Origin of the sequence: Amycolatopsis sp. (assembly GCF_035276945.1) — a bacterium.
In the GTDB taxonomy this organism is placed as follows: Bacteria; Actinomycetota; Actinomycetes; order Mycobacteriales; family Pseudonocardiaceae; genus Amycolatopsis_E.
In genome coordinates this window covers 87,941-104,077 of the sequence record NZ_DATELF010000046.1, presented here as the reverse complement: position 1 = coordinate 104,077, position 16,137 = coordinate 87,941, and the positions used below count along the sequence as shown (strand labels likewise).

Genomic DNA, 16,137 nt, shown 5'->3' with positions numbered 1-16,137 from the left:
ATCAGGCGGGAAGCACGTCGATCGACCGGTGCAGCTCGTCGATCCGCTTGCGGATTTCGATCCGGGGCGGCTCGACGAGGCGCACCTCGGACCATTCGACCACTCGCGCGTGCCGGCTGAGCCACCGGAACAACGCCGTGAGCGGCCACGGCCCCGCCCCGCCATCGCCTGGCGCATGGGCGCATGTAGCCGAGCCGGTCACCGATTCCGGCCTTGCCGCATTCGAGTGCGATCACCTGGAAATGCGGCGCGGCGTTTTCGCGGTCCTGTTTCCGGAACACGAGGTCGTGCACGTGCCCGACACTCCTGCCGTCGCGGTCGACGACTTCACAACCGATCAACTCCGCGCCCTTCATGAGCTTCCTTCCCCGCTTCCCGGAATCCGTTCGATGAGGTGCTCGCGCGTCCAGGTGTCGGCGGGCGACTCCGTCGACGACACCCGCAGACGCACCTCCGTGCGGTCCAGGCGGCTGACCAGATCCATCGGGATGCGCAGCGGGTAGGCGTCACCGCTGAGCCGGAGCCGCCGGCCGACCGCCCCCCACCACCGGCCCACGCGCCCGCCAATGCGTGGCCCGAGCGCGGTCGGCCCGACCAGCAGCGCGTACGTCTTCGAGTTCGCCCGGCCCGAGCCCGATCCCCCGCCGGTCACCACGATCGCGTGGCGGATCGCGCATATCGTCGTGGGTGTGCTGGGCGCGCGGACCGCTTCCCATTTCGGTGGGCCGCCCGCGGATCTGGACACCTTCGACTACGCGGATGACGCGAAACCCGCGCTGGCCCAACTGGACGCGGCCTACGAGCGCTGGATCGATGGCGTGCGCGGCCTCGGAGAGGACGGTCTGTCCAGGCCGTGCGGACCTGCCGAAGGCCCGTACGCGAAGTTCCCGCTGAGCGCGCTGATCCTGCACATCAACCGTGAAACCATTCACCACGGCGGCGAGATCCTGCTCCTGCGCGACCTCTACCGCCGACGTCCACAATAGACACTTCAGGACCGTCGGCGTGACCGCGGACCTCTCGGTAACCAGGTTCACCGAGCTCGCCGACCTGCTCTCGCCGCGAGCGGCAACGTGAAAACCAGTCATGTCAGCCGGAGTCCACCCGGTCCGGACCTTGCTCCCGCGATCGCCCGCCACTGCTACCATTTGCCGTGGGGAGGGGACGGGTGGCGATGGGGTTGCGCGTACTGCTCAGGCCGGCGGAGCACCGGCCGGGGAAGGCCGGCGCGGTAGGGACCACGCTCGCGGCCGCGGCGCTGCTGGCCGCCGGGATCGCGGTGTACGCGACCAGGGCGCGGGGCGTGGAACTGTTCCGGACCGAGCCTCGCGGGCTCGACGAATTCGTTTACGAAACACCGTCCGTGGCGTGGAGCGTCGTGCCAGTCGTCTGCGCCGGCCCGGCGTTGCTGCTCGGCACGACTGCCGCGTTGTGGTGCGCCCGGAAACCCTGGACGCTGCAGGGATTCCGCTTCGCCCGCACGGCGGCACTGATCGCGGCGCTCGCCGGGTGCGGGGATACGGTCCTTCTGCTGGCGACCGGTGATCCCGGCTGGGCACGGCGGGAGGTCTCGGTGGCCCTGGCGGTGATCAAGTATTCGGCCCTGCTCCCCGCCGGGCTGGTCGCGCTCTACGGCATCCTGGTGACCTGGTTCCGTTGCGCGTTCGGAAAAGCGGTCACGCTCGAGGACTCCGACGGGCAGGAGTGCGCGCCGCTGACCGACCGCGACCCGGACCCACCCGGGCCGCCGCCGTCGGTTCCCCGCGCGGCCGAACGCTGGCGCCGCGGCTATCAGGTGCCGGACGTGGAGCCGGGTGCCGTCGGTTTCTGCCTGTCGGGCGGCGGAATCCGGGCGGCGAGCATCGCGCTGGGCGTGGTGCAGTCGATGCGTTCCCGCCTGCTCGGTGCGCGCTACCTGGTGTCGGTCTCGGGCGATGGCTTCACCGCGGGCGCGCTGCAACAACTGCTCACCGAGACCTCCGCGCCACCGGGTGCCGTGCGCGATCCGGAAACCGCTTTCGCGCACGGAAGCGTGGAAGAGGACTTCCTTCGCCGGCACGTCGGCTATCTGGCCGCCACCCCCGCCGAAATGTTCACCGCGCTGGGCGTGCTCGCGCGCGGGCTGTTGCTGTCGCTGGCGGCGCTGTTCGCCCCGGCCGTCGTGGCCGGGGTGCTCGCCGGGCGGTTCTACGACTTCCTGCCCCTGACCGAACTGCCGGCGGACGCGCGGCTGGCCGCACCCCGGGCGGGCGTGCTGCTGGGGCTGGGCACGCTGGCCCTGGCCGCGCTGCTGGTCTCCCTGGTCGGCCGCGCGCTGCCCCACGGCGGGACGGCGACTTGGGTGATGCGCCGGCTCTCGGGGCGGCTCGCGGTGCTCATGGGGCTGGCCGCGGTCCTGACGATCGTGCTTCCCGTACTCGGCTGGCTGGTGGAGGAGTTGCTGGCCCAGACCAGCCCGGGGATCCGCGTAGGCGGTCCGGTCGGCATGGTCGCGCTGGCGTATCTTTCCGCGCTCGCCTCGATTCTGTGGCGCAAGCGAAAGACCCTCAATGACGCGATCCACTCCGCCAGGAAGGGAATCACCGCGGCCATCCCCAACAGCCTGCTGCAACTGCTCCTGGTCATGCTCACCACCACGGTGCTCGGCCTGGCCTGGCTCCTGCTGTTCGTGACGATGCTCGGGATCGGCAAGACCGACGCGGCACTGTGGACGGCGGTCGGCCTCGGGGTGGTGCTCGGGCTGTTCGACCAGACTTCGCTGAGCCTGCACCCGTTCTACCGGGAACGGCTCGCGTGCACCTTCGCGGTGCGCACGATCCGCCGAGACGGGCAGGAGATCGTGGTGCTCTACCCCAGCGCCGAGGGCACGACACTGTCCACATACGGCAAGCGGCCGGAGTCCTTCCCGGAGGTCATCTTCGCCGCGGCCGCCAACCTCACCGGGGAAGCCCGCACCCCGCCCGGCCTCAACTGCGTCTCCTACACCCTGAGCGCGAACTGGGTGGGTGGGCCGGACGTGGGCTGGGTGCGCACGGACAAGCTCGAACGCCTGGTGCACAACCGGTTGTGGCGTGACCTGACCGTGCAGAGCGCGGTGGCGGTCAGTGGCGGGGCCTTCGCCTCGGCGATGGGCCGGGGCGCGGGGTGGTACCAGGTGTTGTTCGCGGTGTCGGGCGCCCGCCTCGGCGCCTGGCTGCCCAACCCGCACTTCCTGCTCGAAGCGTCCGGGCAGGGCTGGTCCTACCCCGGCCTTCCCCGGGCCCGGCGGCTGACCTACCTGGTACGGGAAGTGCTCGGCGTGCACTCCTACAGCGACCGGCTGCTGCACGTCACCGACGGCGGGCACTACGACAATCTCGGCCTGGTAGAGCTTTTCCGGCGGCGCTGCGCCGAGATCTACTGCGTGGACGCGGGCGTGAACGCCCCGCCGGGCGCCACCTCGCTCGCGGACGCCCTGACGCTGGCCCAGCAGGAACTCGGCGTGCGGGTGGAGTTCGACGATCCGTGGCGGATCGAGCCCGGTACCGCGAAGCCCTTGGACGACGACCACCCGATGAGCGCACTCGACCCCCGGCTGGCCGAGTGCCCGGTGCTTACCGGAACCATCCACTATCCGGAGGAGAGCGGGCAGCGGACCACCGGACGCCTGGTCATCGGGAAGGCGGTGCTGTGGCGGGACCTGCCGTACTGGCTGCTTTCCTATGCGGCACACCGACCCGCCTTCCCCCACGAGAGCACCAGCGACCAGTTTTTCGACGATGGCCGGTTCGCCGCCTACACCGAACTGGGCCGCCGGCTCGGCACGGCCATGGCCCAGGTGCAGGGGTCCAAAGTGGAGTTACTCGAGACCGTAGACGCGCCGGGCGTTGTCCCGGCCGACCATACCGGCGACCCGGATCGCGCCGGCGAGTGACCAGTCGCCGTCGGCGACCCAGCGCGAAAAGGCCCGGCCGATCGCCCGGCGCCACAGCGCCGCGCCGAGGAAATGCAGTTCCGGCGGGCCCCACGCGTCCGACGAATAGAGCTGCTTGGCGAAGGGCGCCAGTTCGAACGACTCGGCGACGATTTCCGCGCTGCGCACGCCCGCGTGGTTCAGCCCGAGCCCGACATCGAAATACACGTTCGGGAAGGCCTGCGCGAGATATCCCGCCTCCCGGTGGTACGGATAGCAATGCAGCAACAGGACGGGAATCCGGGACACTTCGGGAAGGCGTAGGAAATCGAGCAGCAGCACCGGATTCGCCCGGTGCAGGTCGAGGTCCCGGTCGCCGAACCCGGTGTGGATCTGGAGCGGCAGGCCTCGCTCGACCGCCGCATGCAGCCCGAAGGAGATGAGCACCGGATCGGTCAGCCGCGGTCGTTCGCCCGCGGTGTCCCTCCACCGGCGCGCGGCCTCGGCCACCTCGCGTTCCTCCGGGCGGCCGAAATCGATGTCGAAACCGCAGCGGTAGGCCAGAATGCTTTTGGTCGCGACGGCCTCCCCGGCCAGCCGGGCACGGAACTCCCCGGCGTAGTCACCCACCCCTTCGGCCGCCAGCTGTTCCGCCAGCGATTCCAGCCGGACCACCCGGTGCACGCGGCCGGCGGACGCGGCGGCGAGGCCGGGCGCGTCGAGAATGGTCTCCGCGGCGTAACCGGAGTCCAGCACCCAGTCGGACACGCCGGCCGCCCGCAGGAACCGCGTGGTCACTTCCGGCACGCCGAGTTCCGTGCGGCGCTGCCAGTAATCGTCGGCCGACACGTGCGGCGGCAGTTCGAGCAGCGGGGCGCACCAGCGCCGGATGGCGAATCCGAGTTGCGAGTCGAACTGGCTCATCCACGACGGCACCGGTTCCGGCGATCCCTCGTTGAGTGCCCTCTCGAAATCGGCACGAGACAGGTCCACCGAAAACGGGGCGTGCACATGGTGGTCCACCAACCGGGTGGCGGCCAGGTATTCGCCGAGTTCGTCGGTCACCACGTGAAGCGGAGTTTCTCGGCGACGGTGGCGAGGTCTTCCTTGCCGTAGGTTTCGAGTTCGTGCCCGCGGACGGTGGTCAACGCCTCCAGGATCTCTTCGCCGAGCAGGCGCCGGGCCAGGGGTGAATCCCCCAGCGCGGCGAGCGCGGCGTCCTGGCCGGCGGGCAGTCGGACCGTTCCCGGGACTTCCGCGGGATCGACCGTCACCTCCGGCGGCAGGCCGGCGCCACGCTCCAGGCCGTCGAGTGCCAACCCGAGCAGCACCGAGGCGGCCAGGTAGGGGTTGGCGGACGGGTCGACGCACTTGACCTCGACGCTGGCGCCATGCGGGGTTCCGGGCGTCGCCGCGCAGAGCCGGACCGCGGCCTCGCGATTCTCCAGGCCCCAGCAGGCGAACGCCCCCGACCAGCGACCGGGCCGCAGCCGCGGCGCGGACAGCACGGAACCGGCGAGCACCCCGATGACGTCCGGCAGCCCGGCGAGGATGCCGCCGATGACCGCCTCACCGTCGCGGGTGAGCCCGTGTGGGCCGTCACCGCCGGAAAGCAGCCGTGTGCCGTAGCGCGCCAGCGAAAGATGCAGGTGCGCCCCGTTGCCGGCCCCGTCGGCGAACGGCAGTGGCGAAAAGGAGACGGCGAGGCCGTGCCGCCGGGCGATCCTCCCGGTGAGGATCCGGGCGAGGACGATGTTGTCCGCGGCCGTCACGGGATCGCTGGGGCTGAGGGAGAACTCGAACTGCCCATCGCCGTATTCGGCGTGGATCTGTTCCATCGGCAGGCCGATGTTCCCCGCCGTCTCGACCAGATCCATCAGGAAGGGCTCGGCGTCGAGCACGGCGCTGAGCCCGTAGGCGTTCCAGCGCGGGGTGTGGCGCGGCGAACCGTCGGCCTGGGTGAGGACGAACTCCAGTTCGCCGCCGACCAGAGCGGTCAGGCCGTGCTCCGTCAGCGCGGCCTCGGTGCGGCGCAGCAGGCTCCGGGTGCACACCGCGGTGGGCTCACCGTGCTGCGTGACCAGGTCCGCTGGCGACCAGGCGAGCCCGTCGCCGAGCAGCCGGGCGGTGCTCAGGTCGATGCGCAACCGCAGGTCGCCGACGACGCCGAAGCGGGGCGTGAAGCTCACCGCGTTGTCGATACAGAACACGTTCCAACTCGGTGAGGCACCCATGCCGCTGGAGGCGAAGATGCCGGCGTGCGCGATCGGAACCTGCTTCGACCGCAGCACGCCGGCCGGATCGACCACCGTCCCGGCGAGCAGCCGGGCGCCGGTCAGTTCGGACGTCATCTCCCTATTATCGGCCCACGTTCAGCCGATGTTGACGTTCACGCACGAGTAGAAGGCGCCGGCGGTGTCGCCGATGTGCCAGATGGCCGGCATTTTCTGCTTGCCCTTGGACCCGCCGGGGCTCACGGTGTGCGAGAACGCGCGGGGCGGGACCGAGTTCTTGCCGTCCACGTAGCCGACCCGGGTGTTGCCGATGTAGTACTCCAGTCACGGGTGCGGTGCTGGGCGGTCAGCTTCCAGTCGAACGTCACGGTGCCGCCGACGGAGGTGACCCGCCAGCGCTTGCCGTCGTTGTCGAGCTCGGACAACCTGGCGTTGCCGCCGCTGCGACTGCGCAGGCCCTTGGATCCTTCCTCGCTCTGCGGCTCGTACTTTTCGTACTTGATGTCACCGCAGGAGACGACGCTCTGGGTGCGTCGGGCCTGACGGCTCAGCGGCGAGGACGCGTACCCGTGCGCACTGGCCGTGCCGGGTGCGAGCGCCGCGCCGGTGAGCGCACCGGCGGCCCTTCTGACGGCGATGCTTCTGACAGCCATGTCAACTCCACGATGAGGTCATGGTCCAGACCATGACCGCGCAGCCGTGATCACGTCAGGGAGTTCACCCGACACGCCCGGTGAAGGTCGCCGCCGGGGTGCACGCCACCGTCCCCGGGTTCTGGCAGCTCACCGCGAGCACCACCCTGTCGCCGGGGCGGAAGGCGATCGGCTGCACCCAGTGGTGGTCCAGGTCCCGGAAGTTGGCCAGACCGAACTCCAGCAGCAGCGTCTGGGTGCCGTTCGGCGCCTGCCGCAGGATGCGCAGCGTGCCGGTGTCCGCACGCGGGTTCTGCAGGATAAGGTCGGTGATCACCAAAGTCTTCTTCGGATCCGCCGGGGTGAAGATGACCCGCGAGCTGAAGTCGGTCAGGTTCGCGGTGACCGGGGCGTTGGCCTCCAGCCGGAAGTCGGTCAGGTCCCCCGCGGCCAGGACCGCGCCAGGTGACGGCGTCGCGCCGCCGTCACCACCGGCGGGAGCGGGCTGGGCCGGGTCGAGGCCGACCGCGCGCATCGCCCGCTCCGAATTCTGTTTCGCGGCACCGACGTCGTTCTTCACCTCGCCGGCATCCTGTTTCGCCTGACTGGCGTCGGTCTTCGCCTGCTGGGCGACCTGCGTCATCTGCTGGGTCTGCTGCTGCACCGCCTCGCGCGCTGCGGAGTTGACCGCGGGCCGGAACACGGTGTACCACAGCGCGGTGATGATGCCGGCCACGACGAGCAGGGCGATCAGCGCGCGCAGCAACCACTTGGGCAGCAGTTGCCGCTGCACCATGACCGCCTCGGCCACCACCGGCTCGACCCCGCCGACCGAGCAGACCGCCCGGAACGGGTGCACCACCGGCCTGCCCCGCAGGAACCGCTCCTTGGGCCTGGCCTGCAGGCGGACGAACGCGGCCGTGCCGGGCTCGACCACCACGGCCGAATGCTGGAGCCGGAAGTCCAGCTCGTTTTCGGTGTCGACCGGGTTGAGCGCGACGGTCACCGGGTGGTTGCCGCGGTTGTCCACGGCGACCTCGTAGTTGGCCTTCCTGCTGCCCTCGACCTTGGCCGGCACGACCTCGGCGGTCAGCTCGGTGAAGGGCTGGATCTCGAGGACGCCTTCTTCGACGGTCGTCCCGCCGGGGTCCTCCTGCGAAGCCACCCGCACCCCGAAGGTCCACGAACCGGCGAGCGCGTCGGGCGAGCGCGGGGGCGCGAACCGGACGTTCACCGAACCGGTCTGCCCCGGCAGCAGGTTGACCATTCCGGGATCCACCGTCGCGAACGCCGCGACCTCGCCGAGGAGGTCGACGGTGAACTGGTCGACCACCGTACCCGCGTTGCGGATACCGACCGAGAAACTGACTTCCTGTCCAGCTTCCACGGTCAGCGCGGTGGTGGACAGCGTCGCGTTTGCACCCATGCGGGGAAGTATTCTGCCGCGGCCAGGCGGAATTGAGGAGCGGACGGGGGGAGGATGGGGCACCCCCGGCTGCCCGAAAAGGCAGCCAGGGGGCCGTCCTAGTTCCGGGAGACGAACTGGTTCGGTTGAAGATTCCGTGGCAGCACCAGGAACTGCTGCGGCGGGGAAACGTCCCCGAACTTCGTGCCCGCCACCCACCGGCCGGCCAGCGTGCGCAGCCCGGTCTGGTCATGGTGGAAGACCAGCATCTGCGCGTCGATCGTGCCGTCCGGCCGGACGACGACCTCACCGGGCAGCTGGGAGATCCCCGGCGACCAGATGAGCCTGATCGTGGCGCCCGGCGGCAGGCTGGTGCCCAGCACCCGGGTCACGAAGCCCTCCGCACCGACCGCCGGAACCAGCTGCAACGCCGGCCGCAGCACGACGATCGGCGCGCTCGCCGTGGTGGTGTTTCCCGCGCTCGTCACGGTGGCCGTGGTGGTCCCGTCGAGTGCGACCGTCGCGGGGAAGGTCAGCCGCACGTCGATGCTCTGCCCCGGTCGCACGTCGCCCAGCGGGCAGCCGGTCAGCGTGCAGGTCGCCGGCTCGACCAGCTTGGGGGCGGGCAGGTTCGGCGGCAGTGTGACGGCCAGGCCGACGGCGGGCGCCACGGTCGCGGTTCCGTTGCGAATGGTGTAGACCACAACGACGTCGTCGCCGCCGACGTAGGCCGCCGGGGTCGGGTTCACCGCGGCGGTGACCGAAACCGTGCCGGCCGGCGGGGTGGTCGTCGCAGGCGGTGGCGTGGTCGGCTTCGCGGCCACGGTGACCGTGACGGACGCGTGGTTGTCCTGGTCGTTCGGGTCCGGGCGGGCGGTGCGCACGGTGACCTGCGCGACCTGCGCGCCGGCCTCGATACCGGTCACCGTGACCTTGACGATCACCGACTCCCCCGGCGCCACCGCACCTATCGCGCAGGTCAGCGCGGTGCAGGTACCCCGGCTCGGCTGCACCTGGTTTCGCTGGAGACCCGCGGGCAGTGTCGCGGTCAGCTGCGCGTCGGGAATCGTGGTGATGCCGTGGTTGGTCACCGTGAACTGCAGCGCCGAGGTGCCGTTGAACTGGATCGACGCCGGCGTCGCCGTGGCGGTCACGGCCAGGTCGGGCAGGCGCTGGAAGGCCGGCTGCCGGGCGCCTCCCGCCGGGGAGATCAGCGCCGTGGGCGCGCCCGCCCCGGTGAACGGAACGGTGTAGATCACGCCGGGGGCTTCGGTCAGCGAACCGGACACCGCGAGGAACGTGCCGTCCGGGGAGAACACCGGATCGAGCCAGGCCCGGCTGGAATCACCGATCACCTGCCGGGCACCGCTGCCGTCCGGGGCCGCGGCGCAGACCGTGAACGTCTCGTACCGGTGCTGGAACACCAGCGACCTGCCGTCCGGCGCCCAGTCCGGCGCGGCGTCCTGACCGTTGTCACACGGCTTGCCGAGACGGGCGGAGATGTCCAGCTGGCCGGTCACCGTGATGCGGTCCGGGCTCGCCTTGGTCAGCTGGACGATCCACACGTGGTCGAACTCGTCCCCGTCCTCACCGGAGGGCAGCACGGTGATCGGCACGCCGAAGCTCCCGGTGCGGCCGGCCGAGTCGGTGGCCGTGCACACGACGAAGGTCACGCCGAGGGGGAACGTGCTGCCCGGCGCGGGGGTGCACACCGGGGTCAGGGTGGTCCCCGCCGAGTCGACCGCGGACACCGGGTACTGGACCGCCCTACCGAGTGGATTCTCCGAATACGTCGTCAAGGGGGACAACACGATCAGCGGCAGCGCCGGATCGGTGACGTGCACGGTGATCGACTCGGTGTAACCCGGCCGTACCATGCTTTCGCCGTTGAGCCGGAACTCCACCGCGCAGTGCAGGGTCGAGCCGACCGCCGCCGGCTGTCCGATGTGGACATTCTCGGTCAGTGTCGCGTCCCGCCCGCCCGGCACCGTCCGGCCGTTGGGCGTGAAGGTCGCCGACAGGCCCGGGTCGCACCGGGTCACCACGGGCGTGACGGTGACGCTCAGATCACCGATCCCGGTGACGATGGTGTCGACGATGTGCGTCGGATCGGCTTGCTCCGGCATCAGGACACCGTTCGTCGCGGTGGCCAGATCGGACGCCTGCTGACGGTCGTTGAGATGGCTGTGCGGCGGGCTCGACACGGTCGGCACCGCCACCAACCGGACGTGCTTGGCCTGCAACTCGCCGGTGACCTGACCCAGCGTGTAGCCGTTGCTCGGGTCGTGGCTGTACCAGTCACCCACGAGCACCGCGACGCGGCTGCTGTTCTCGCGGAAGGCGATCTGGCTCGGGTCGGTGATCTGGTGCAGCGCGTTGATCCAGTCCTCGGGGTCGTCGCAACCACCCCCGACGGCCTTGACCAGCCCATCGAGCGCATCCTGCAACTGCTGGAACCCGGTGGGCGAACTCACCGGCACCAACGGCGATATCACCTGGAACGCCCCGCTGTGGTCGCAGCCGGGGTCGGGGTCGCTCGTGTCCCGGTACACCACAACGCCGATCTGTGCCGACGGCTCCTGCGACTGGATCTGCGTGACGAGCGCTTTCATGCTGTCCCGGACGCCGACGATCGCCGACCCCATCGACCCCGTGGCGTCGATGACCAGCACGATGTCCGGCTGTGCCGGAATTTTCGGCGTGCGGACGGTCTTGTCCACAGTGAACGTTTCGCCCCGCCGCGCCGGGCGCTCGACCACCGCCGGGAGCACGTTCGTCGCCGGTACGGCGGTGCGCGCGGCCCGGCGGGACAACGCGATCCGGGTGCCGTCCGGCGACCAGGCGGGTTGCAGGTCTTCGCCCGCCAGCCCGGAGGGCATCGGCACTTCGCCGACCGCCTGGCCGTCGGCCACCCGGATGATCCGCACGACGCTCGTGGAGCCCTCACCGCTCGGCTTGCTGTGCGTGACCGCGATCAGCGAGCCGTCCGGCGACCAGGCCGGGTCGCGCTCGGGTTCCCGCGTGGCGACCGTGCCGTCCAGCGGGACCGGGTTGCTCCCGTCGGCCGCGGCGACCATGACCCGGCTGCCGCCGTCCGGGCCGAACTCGGTGTAGGCCAGGCGGGACCCGTCGGGTGAGTAGGCGGGATCGCCCTCGTCACCCCCGGTCCGGTTGGTCGCGTCCCGCTGGTCCCCTCCCGCGCTGTTGGCTGAGAACACGTCCTGGCTCCCGGCCCGCGCCTGGCCGGCGTACCCGATGCGGTACGGGGCCAGTGCCTGCTGCGCGGTGACCGTCCGGCCCGGCCAGCCGATCACGATCAGCACCCCGGCCATCGCCAGCACGGTCACGATCACGAGCACACGTCTGCTCACGGCACCCTCCTGCACACCCGTGACCGTAAGGGGCTTCCCGCACACGGAAACCCGGTTCCGGGACGTCCCTTCGGGCAGCACGGCCCGTCCGAACGGGCAGTTCTCATCCCGGCTCATCCCGGCTGGTCCCGGCTCATCCCGGCTGGAAGAACTCCATTTCGGAGATCGCCACGTCGTTGCCCTGCAGCGACTTGAAGGTCGAGACCACGTGCACCTCGATGTCCTTCGCCCCGGCCCCGTTCTTGACCTCCACCTTCTGCTCGTTCGGTGTGTCGGCGAGGTCGATGTCGAAGGTGTTGCCCGTCGAGTAGACCAGGTGCAACCGCTGCGGCCGCGCCGAGGACTGGAAGTTCTGACCGATGCCGATGCGGAGGATCGCCTGCCGGATGTCGGTCGGCTTGTCGAAGTGCAGCACGAGCACCGGTTCCGCCGGGCCGGGCGCCGCGGCCCAGTAGGTGTTGGTGAACCCGTCGACCGCCTGGGCCACGTCGTGCCCGGGCAGCTGCGTCGGCGACGTCACCGACGTCGGCCGGACCGGCACGGGGTTGAGGCCCAGGTCGTGCTCGACACCCTTCTTCAGTCCCAGGACCTGCTCGTTCACCGTCGACCGGAACGAGGGCACCACACCGTAAAGCAGCCCGAGCAGCACCACCACGAGCGCGACGACGTTGCGCACCCAGCGCATGACCCGCCGCACGGCGGGCTTGGCCTTGCCCGTGCGCGCGCGGACCCCCTCCCGGCCGGGCCGGGCCCCGGCCTCGTACCGCTTGCCCTTGCGGCCCCGGAACAGCTTGCGCCACCACTTCTCCGGAACCGCCGGCGCGTCCTGCAGCGAAGCCCCGCACGAGTGGCAGAACTTCCGCGTCGGCGCGTTGCCCGCGCCGCACTGCCCGCAGATCAGCTCCCCGGGCTGCGGCGGGCGGCGCTCGGTCACCGTGGGCGGTGGCGTGTAGCGCCGCTGCCGCACTTCGTCGGTGGGCTGCGCGACCTGCGCCTGGCCGACCTGCGGCCGGGGTACCGGTTGTGGCGCTGGCTGGGGCACCGGCTGCGGGACGGGTTGCCGGCCGTGGGGGCCGGGGGCCCGCGGGGTGTACGGGCCCGGTACCGGATGCTGCGGCACGACCTGGGGCTGGCTGTTCGCGGGCACCCCGCGCGGCTGGGGCTGCTCGGCGCTGGTGCCCTCCCAGTCCAGGAAGGCGTCACACGCCCCGCAGAACCTCGAACCGTCTCCGTTGCGTTCGCCGCAGCGTGCGCAAATGATCATCGTCATCCCTCCGGTGCCGGCAGCACGTCGATCGTCACCCGGACGTGCGCCGGCACGGCCTCCACGACCGCGGCCCTGAGCCGCCGTCTGTCCACTGTGGATGGATCGGGTACCCGGACCCGCACCCCGACCCGCGGCGGGCTGGTGCCGGGTAGCGGCGCGTTCGGGCGGTCCGAGGAGGTGCATCCGCCGCTGTCGGTGATCTCCACGTCGCCGCCGGTGATGAGCCGGACGTGCGCGGCGAGACCCCGCCGGGTGCCGCGCCTGCGGTGCAGCTCCACCGCGTTGGCGACCAGCGCCCGGCGCTGCGCCGGGGTCCAGCCGTCGTCGAAGTCGAGCGCGACCCAGCCGGCGAGCCAGTTCAGGAAGTCGGCCGGGGCCAGCCGCGGGTCGAGGTAACCGGCGAAGCTGTCGAGCGTGGTGAACACCGGGGCGAGCACCGCGTCCAGCGCTTCGGTGAACCGCTGGGTGAAATCGTCCTGCAGGTAGATCGCGGGCAACTGGTCGGAGATCGGATAGGGGGTCGGCAGGTTCGGGAAACCGGCGCGCATGTCACTCTCCCTGCACTCGGATCTGGTGACCGAACGAGAACACCACGGCGTTCGGGGGAAGGTTGATCCGCTGCACCGGTTCGCCGCGCTCGCGCGCCGCCGGATCGGAGCCGAACAGCAGCACTTCGTGCACCAGATCGACGCCCGGAAGCCGTTGCAGCACGGCGAAAACCTCACCAGCCTGAACTGGCCGCCCGAACGGCCAGCCGTCCCCGTCGGGCCCGCCGCTGACCGGGCTGAAGTACTCGTACAGCGCCTGGATCGCCCGCGCCCGCAACCCCTCGTGCGAGGTGCGGCGCTGCGCGCGCACCTGGGCGACGACCGTCACGCCCTGGTAGTAGGGCGGTTCGACGGACACCCGCGCGCCGATACACCGCCGCTCGGACAAGCAGTCCTCGATCCGTTTGCGCATGGCCGGATTCAGCCGCAGCGCACCGAAGTCGAGTTCCCCCTTGCCCGGTACGGACGGCACCACGAGCACGCGAACGGCGTCGGACGACTCGTCGACGGGAATGCACCGCACCCGCGCGGCCTCGGGTGCCGCGCCCCGCGCGAGTTGTTCGTAGTCCTCGGCGGTCACGGCCCGGTCGAGCGTGCGCAGCAGCAGCGGGCCGCGCCGGGCGGCGTCGGCGACCGACTCTCCGTCGACCCCGCCGTCGGCCGGCCTGCGGTTGGTGACGCTGCTGACGAACGGGACCGGATCCCGCTGCACCCGCAGCATCCCCTTCGAAACGTTGCCCCGTTTCCCGCCGCCGGTGCGGTACTCGGGCACGCGGATCGCCGCCGACTTCGCGGGCACGGCACCGTAAAGGCGCAGTGAGCCGTCCGGCTGCCGGATCGCGGGGCCGAACATGATCTCCCCCGCCGTCCGGTCGATCATCACGTGCCGGTCGGCAGGCCCGGACTGGGCGAAGGACATGACCTCGCGCCACTCCTCCCAGCCGTCCTGCCCGGCCACCTCCACGATCAGCGCCTGGTCGTCGGCCACCACCGGGCTGTGCGCCAGCGGGAACCGCTGGCCCGGCGCCCCGCTGGAGACCCCGACGGTCTCGTCGCGCACCGTTTCGGCGTGCTCCGCGGCGACCGTGCCGCCGATCGTCGCCGCGGTGACCGAACCGATCGTCGGCGACGCCTGGTAGAACGGCTGGTCCCGGGCCGGAACGGTGATCCGGCACCGCAGCCACCCGGCGCGCTGTCGCGCGAGCACCGAGGCGGTGTGGGTCGCGGGCAGGTGGAGCACCACGTCACCGGCCTTGTTGAGGCCGCCCGTGGTGTCCTTCTCCACCTCGCACCGCTCCCAGCGGTCGCCGTTCCACGCCTCCCACACCAGCGGCGGGTCACGCGGGTCGACGCCGACACCGTCGACGGCGCACTCCATCCGCAGCAGCACCGCACATCCGGGCACGGCGTTCGACAAGCCGAAATACATCGCATTGCCCGGCGCGGGCGGCGAGGCGAAACACGCCGGAGACTTCCCGGCGAGCAGTTCGTCGGTGTACTCGAAGACGGGGGCGCCGTCGGCTTCGGCCGTGGCCAGCCGTTCGAAACCGCACGGCAGGATCCGCAGTTCTTCGCGGACACTGAACACGACCGGGTCCTCCACCTCGCTGTGCGAGGTCGCCACCTGCGCGCCCTTGGGCACCACGACCGGCTCCTCCACCGGCGCCGACAGCCAGAACGTGACGTCGCACCCCGCCGTGGTCGGCGCGAACAGGCGCACCCCGATCAGGTCGAGGAACTTCAGGTAGTGCGACTCCGGCACTCGATTGAGCCGGTACAGCAACTGCTCGACCATCGAGGCGAAGGTCTCGATCAGGGTCACACCGGGATCGGAGACGTTGTGATCCGTCCATTCCGGACAGCGCTGCTGCAGCCCGCGCTTGGCCTCGTCCACGAGGTCCTGGAAGCGCCGGTCGTCGAGATTCGGCGTGGGCAAAGGCATTACCCGACCCCCACTTTCTCCGCGGTCCGCGCGCGACGGCGCGCGCCCGGTGGTCGCCTCGTCTGCCGCCCGTTCATGTCGCCTCCGGCCCACCGTCGTGCGGTGGGATCACATAGAACGGGAACACCAGGTTGCGCGGGTCATTGCTGTTCCGCAGGGTGTACTGGATGTCGATGAGCAACGTGCCCCACTCGGCTTCGGCGAAACTCACCACCACGTCGTCGAGGGTGATGCGCGGCTCCCACCGTTCCAGCGAAGCCCGCACCTCGTAGGCGATCTGGCCCGCGGTGGCCGCGTCGGCCGGCGCGAACACCAGGTCGTGGATCGCGCAGCCGAACTCCGGCCGCATCGGCCGCTCCCCCGGTGCCGTGCCCAGGATCAGCCGGATGCTCTCCACGATCTCCCGCTCGCCACTCACCAGCGCGATCGACCCGGTGGCGTCGGTGTGGATGGGAAACGCCACTCCCCTGCCGATGAAGTCCATCGATCATCCGCTCCGTTTCTCGGCGCGCGGGCGGCTCACTTCCGTCGACAATCTCAACCCCGTCATCGTCACCCTCCGATGAGGACAGTCACGCAGCCCGACACGATCGGCGCGCCACACCCCGCCATGTCGCCCAGGCGGGCCGCCGGCTGGCCGCCGATCAGCACCGTCGGGCAGCCGGGCGGCAGGATCGGGCTCGGCGGATGGGGCGGTGGCGGCGGGAACGAGCAGGCGTGCATGGTGCCCACGGTCGCCGCGGGCTGACCGCCGATCAGCACGGTCGGCACTCCCGGTCCAGTAAGGACTCCCGGGTGCCCGGTGGGGTCCCCGACCCGCGCCGCTGGTGGCATTTCTCTCCTTCG

14 protein-coding genes and 1 pseudogene are annotated in these 16,137 nt (G+C 70.9%); 2 read left to right on the top strand and 13 right to left on the bottom strand.

Annotated features, from left to right (window positions below; genetic code table 11):
• Position 1 precedes the first annotated feature (1 nt).
• The 3 genes and pseudogenes from VJT49_RS07330 to VJT49_RS07325 form a co-directional block, all read right to left on the bottom strand.
• Positions 2-133 carry a hypothetical protein gene (locus VJT49_RS07330; RefSeq protein ID WP_324163946.1) on the bottom strand — a complete coding sequence of 44 codons (132 nt, stop codon included), beginning with the start codon at positions 131-133 and terminating at the stop codon, positions 2-4.
• Between the two features lie 175 nt (positions 134-308).
• Positions 309-356, bottom strand: a pseudogene (locus tag VJT49_RS35110) (hypothetical protein); the annotation flags it as partial.
• Positions 353-556 (bottom strand): hypothetical protein, encoded by a 204-nt coding sequence (locus tag VJT49_RS07325; RefSeq protein ID WP_324163945.1) that lies wholly within the window; start codon positions 554-556, stop codon positions 353-355. The pseudogene VJT49_RS35110 and the gene VJT49_RS07325, both read right to left, overlap by 4 nt.
• Positions 557-566: 10 nt before the next feature.
• On the opposite strand from VJT49_RS07325, the gene VJT49_RS07320 reads away from it, so the two are divergent.
• Both VJT49_RS07320 and VJT49_RS07315 read left to right on the top strand, forming a co-directional pair.
• Positions 567-986, top strand: a complete 420-nt coding sequence (locus VJT49_RS07320; RefSeq protein ID WP_414635858.1) for a DinB family protein — start codon at positions 567-569, stop codon at positions 984-986.
• A gap of 188 nt (positions 987-1,174) precedes the next feature.
• The gene (locus VJT49_RS07315) at positions 1,175-3,913 is read left to right on the top strand and encodes a hypothetical protein (RefSeq protein WP_414635862.1); all 2,739 of its coding nucleotides are present in this window, start codon (positions 1,175-1,177) and stop codon (positions 3,911-3,913) included.
• On the opposite strand, the gene VJT49_RS07310 is transcribed toward VJT49_RS07315, so the two are convergent.
• The 10 genes from VJT49_RS07310 to VJT49_RS07265 all read right to left on the bottom strand — a co-directional run bounded on the left by VJT49_RS07310 (position 3,839) and on the right by VJT49_RS07265 (position 16,125).
• A complete protein-coding gene (locus VJT49_RS07310) occupies positions 3,839-4,957 on the bottom strand; it encodes an amidohydrolase family protein (RefSeq protein WP_324163943.1) in 1,119 nt (372 codons plus the stop codon). The two genes, VJT49_RS07315 and VJT49_RS07310, sit on opposite strands and share 75 nt — an antisense overlap.
• The gene (locus tag VJT49_RS07305) at positions 4,954-6,243 is read right to left on the bottom strand and encodes a glutamine synthetase family protein (protein ID WP_324163942.1); all 1,290 of its coding nucleotides are present in this window, start codon (positions 6,241-6,243) and stop codon (positions 4,954-4,956) included. The genes VJT49_RS07310 and VJT49_RS07305 overlap by 4 nt, the downstream gene beginning before the upstream one ends.
• Positions 6,244-6,365: 122 nt before the next feature.
• The gene (locus VJT49_RS07300) at positions 6,366-6,779 is read right to left on the bottom strand and encodes a lytic polysaccharide monooxygenase (protein ID WP_324163941.1); all 414 of its coding nucleotides are present in this window, start codon (positions 6,777-6,779) and stop codon (positions 6,366-6,368) included.
• Positions 6,780-6,843: 64 nt separating this feature from the next.
• Entirely contained in the window at positions 6,844-8,184 is a 1,341-nt protein-coding gene (locus VJT49_RS07295) for a hypothetical protein (protein ID WP_324163940.1), read from the bottom strand.
• A gap of 98 nt (positions 8,185-8,282) precedes the next feature.
• Entirely contained in the window at positions 8,283-11,534 is a 3,252-nt protein-coding gene (locus tag VJT49_RS07290) for a VWA domain-containing protein (protein WP_324163939.1), read from the bottom strand.
• A 133-nt stretch (positions 11,535-11,667) separates the two neighbouring features.
• Positions 11,668-12,804: a zinc ribbon domain-containing protein gene (locus tag VJT49_RS07285; protein WP_324163938.1), complete on the bottom strand. Its 1,137-nt coding sequence runs from the start codon at positions 12,802-12,804 to the stop codon at positions 11,668-11,670.
• Positions 12,801-13,349: a phage tail protein gene (locus VJT49_RS07280; RefSeq protein ID WP_324163937.1), complete on the bottom strand. Its 549-nt coding sequence runs from the start codon at positions 13,347-13,349 to the stop codon at positions 12,801-12,803. The genes VJT49_RS07285 and VJT49_RS07280 overlap by 4 nt, the downstream gene beginning before the upstream one ends.
• A gap of 1 nt (position 13,350) precedes the next feature.
• Positions 13,351-15,291: a putative baseplate assembly protein gene (locus VJT49_RS07275; protein ID WP_324163936.1), complete on the bottom strand. Its 1,941-nt coding sequence runs from the start codon at positions 15,289-15,291 to the stop codon at positions 13,351-13,353.
• 73 nt (positions 15,292-15,364) lie between these two features.
• On the bottom strand, positions 15,365-15,775 hold the full coding sequence (locus VJT49_RS07270; protein WP_324163935.1) for a GPW/gp25 family protein: 411 nt from the start codon (positions 15,773-15,775) through the stop codon (positions 15,365-15,367).
• A gap of 68 nt (positions 15,776-15,843) precedes the next feature.
• Positions 15,844-16,125 (bottom strand): PAAR domain-containing protein, encoded by a 282-nt coding sequence (locus VJT49_RS07265; RefSeq protein ID WP_324163934.1) that lies wholly within the window; start codon positions 16,123-16,125, stop codon positions 15,844-15,846.
• Positions 16,126-16,137 lie beyond the last annotated feature (12 nt).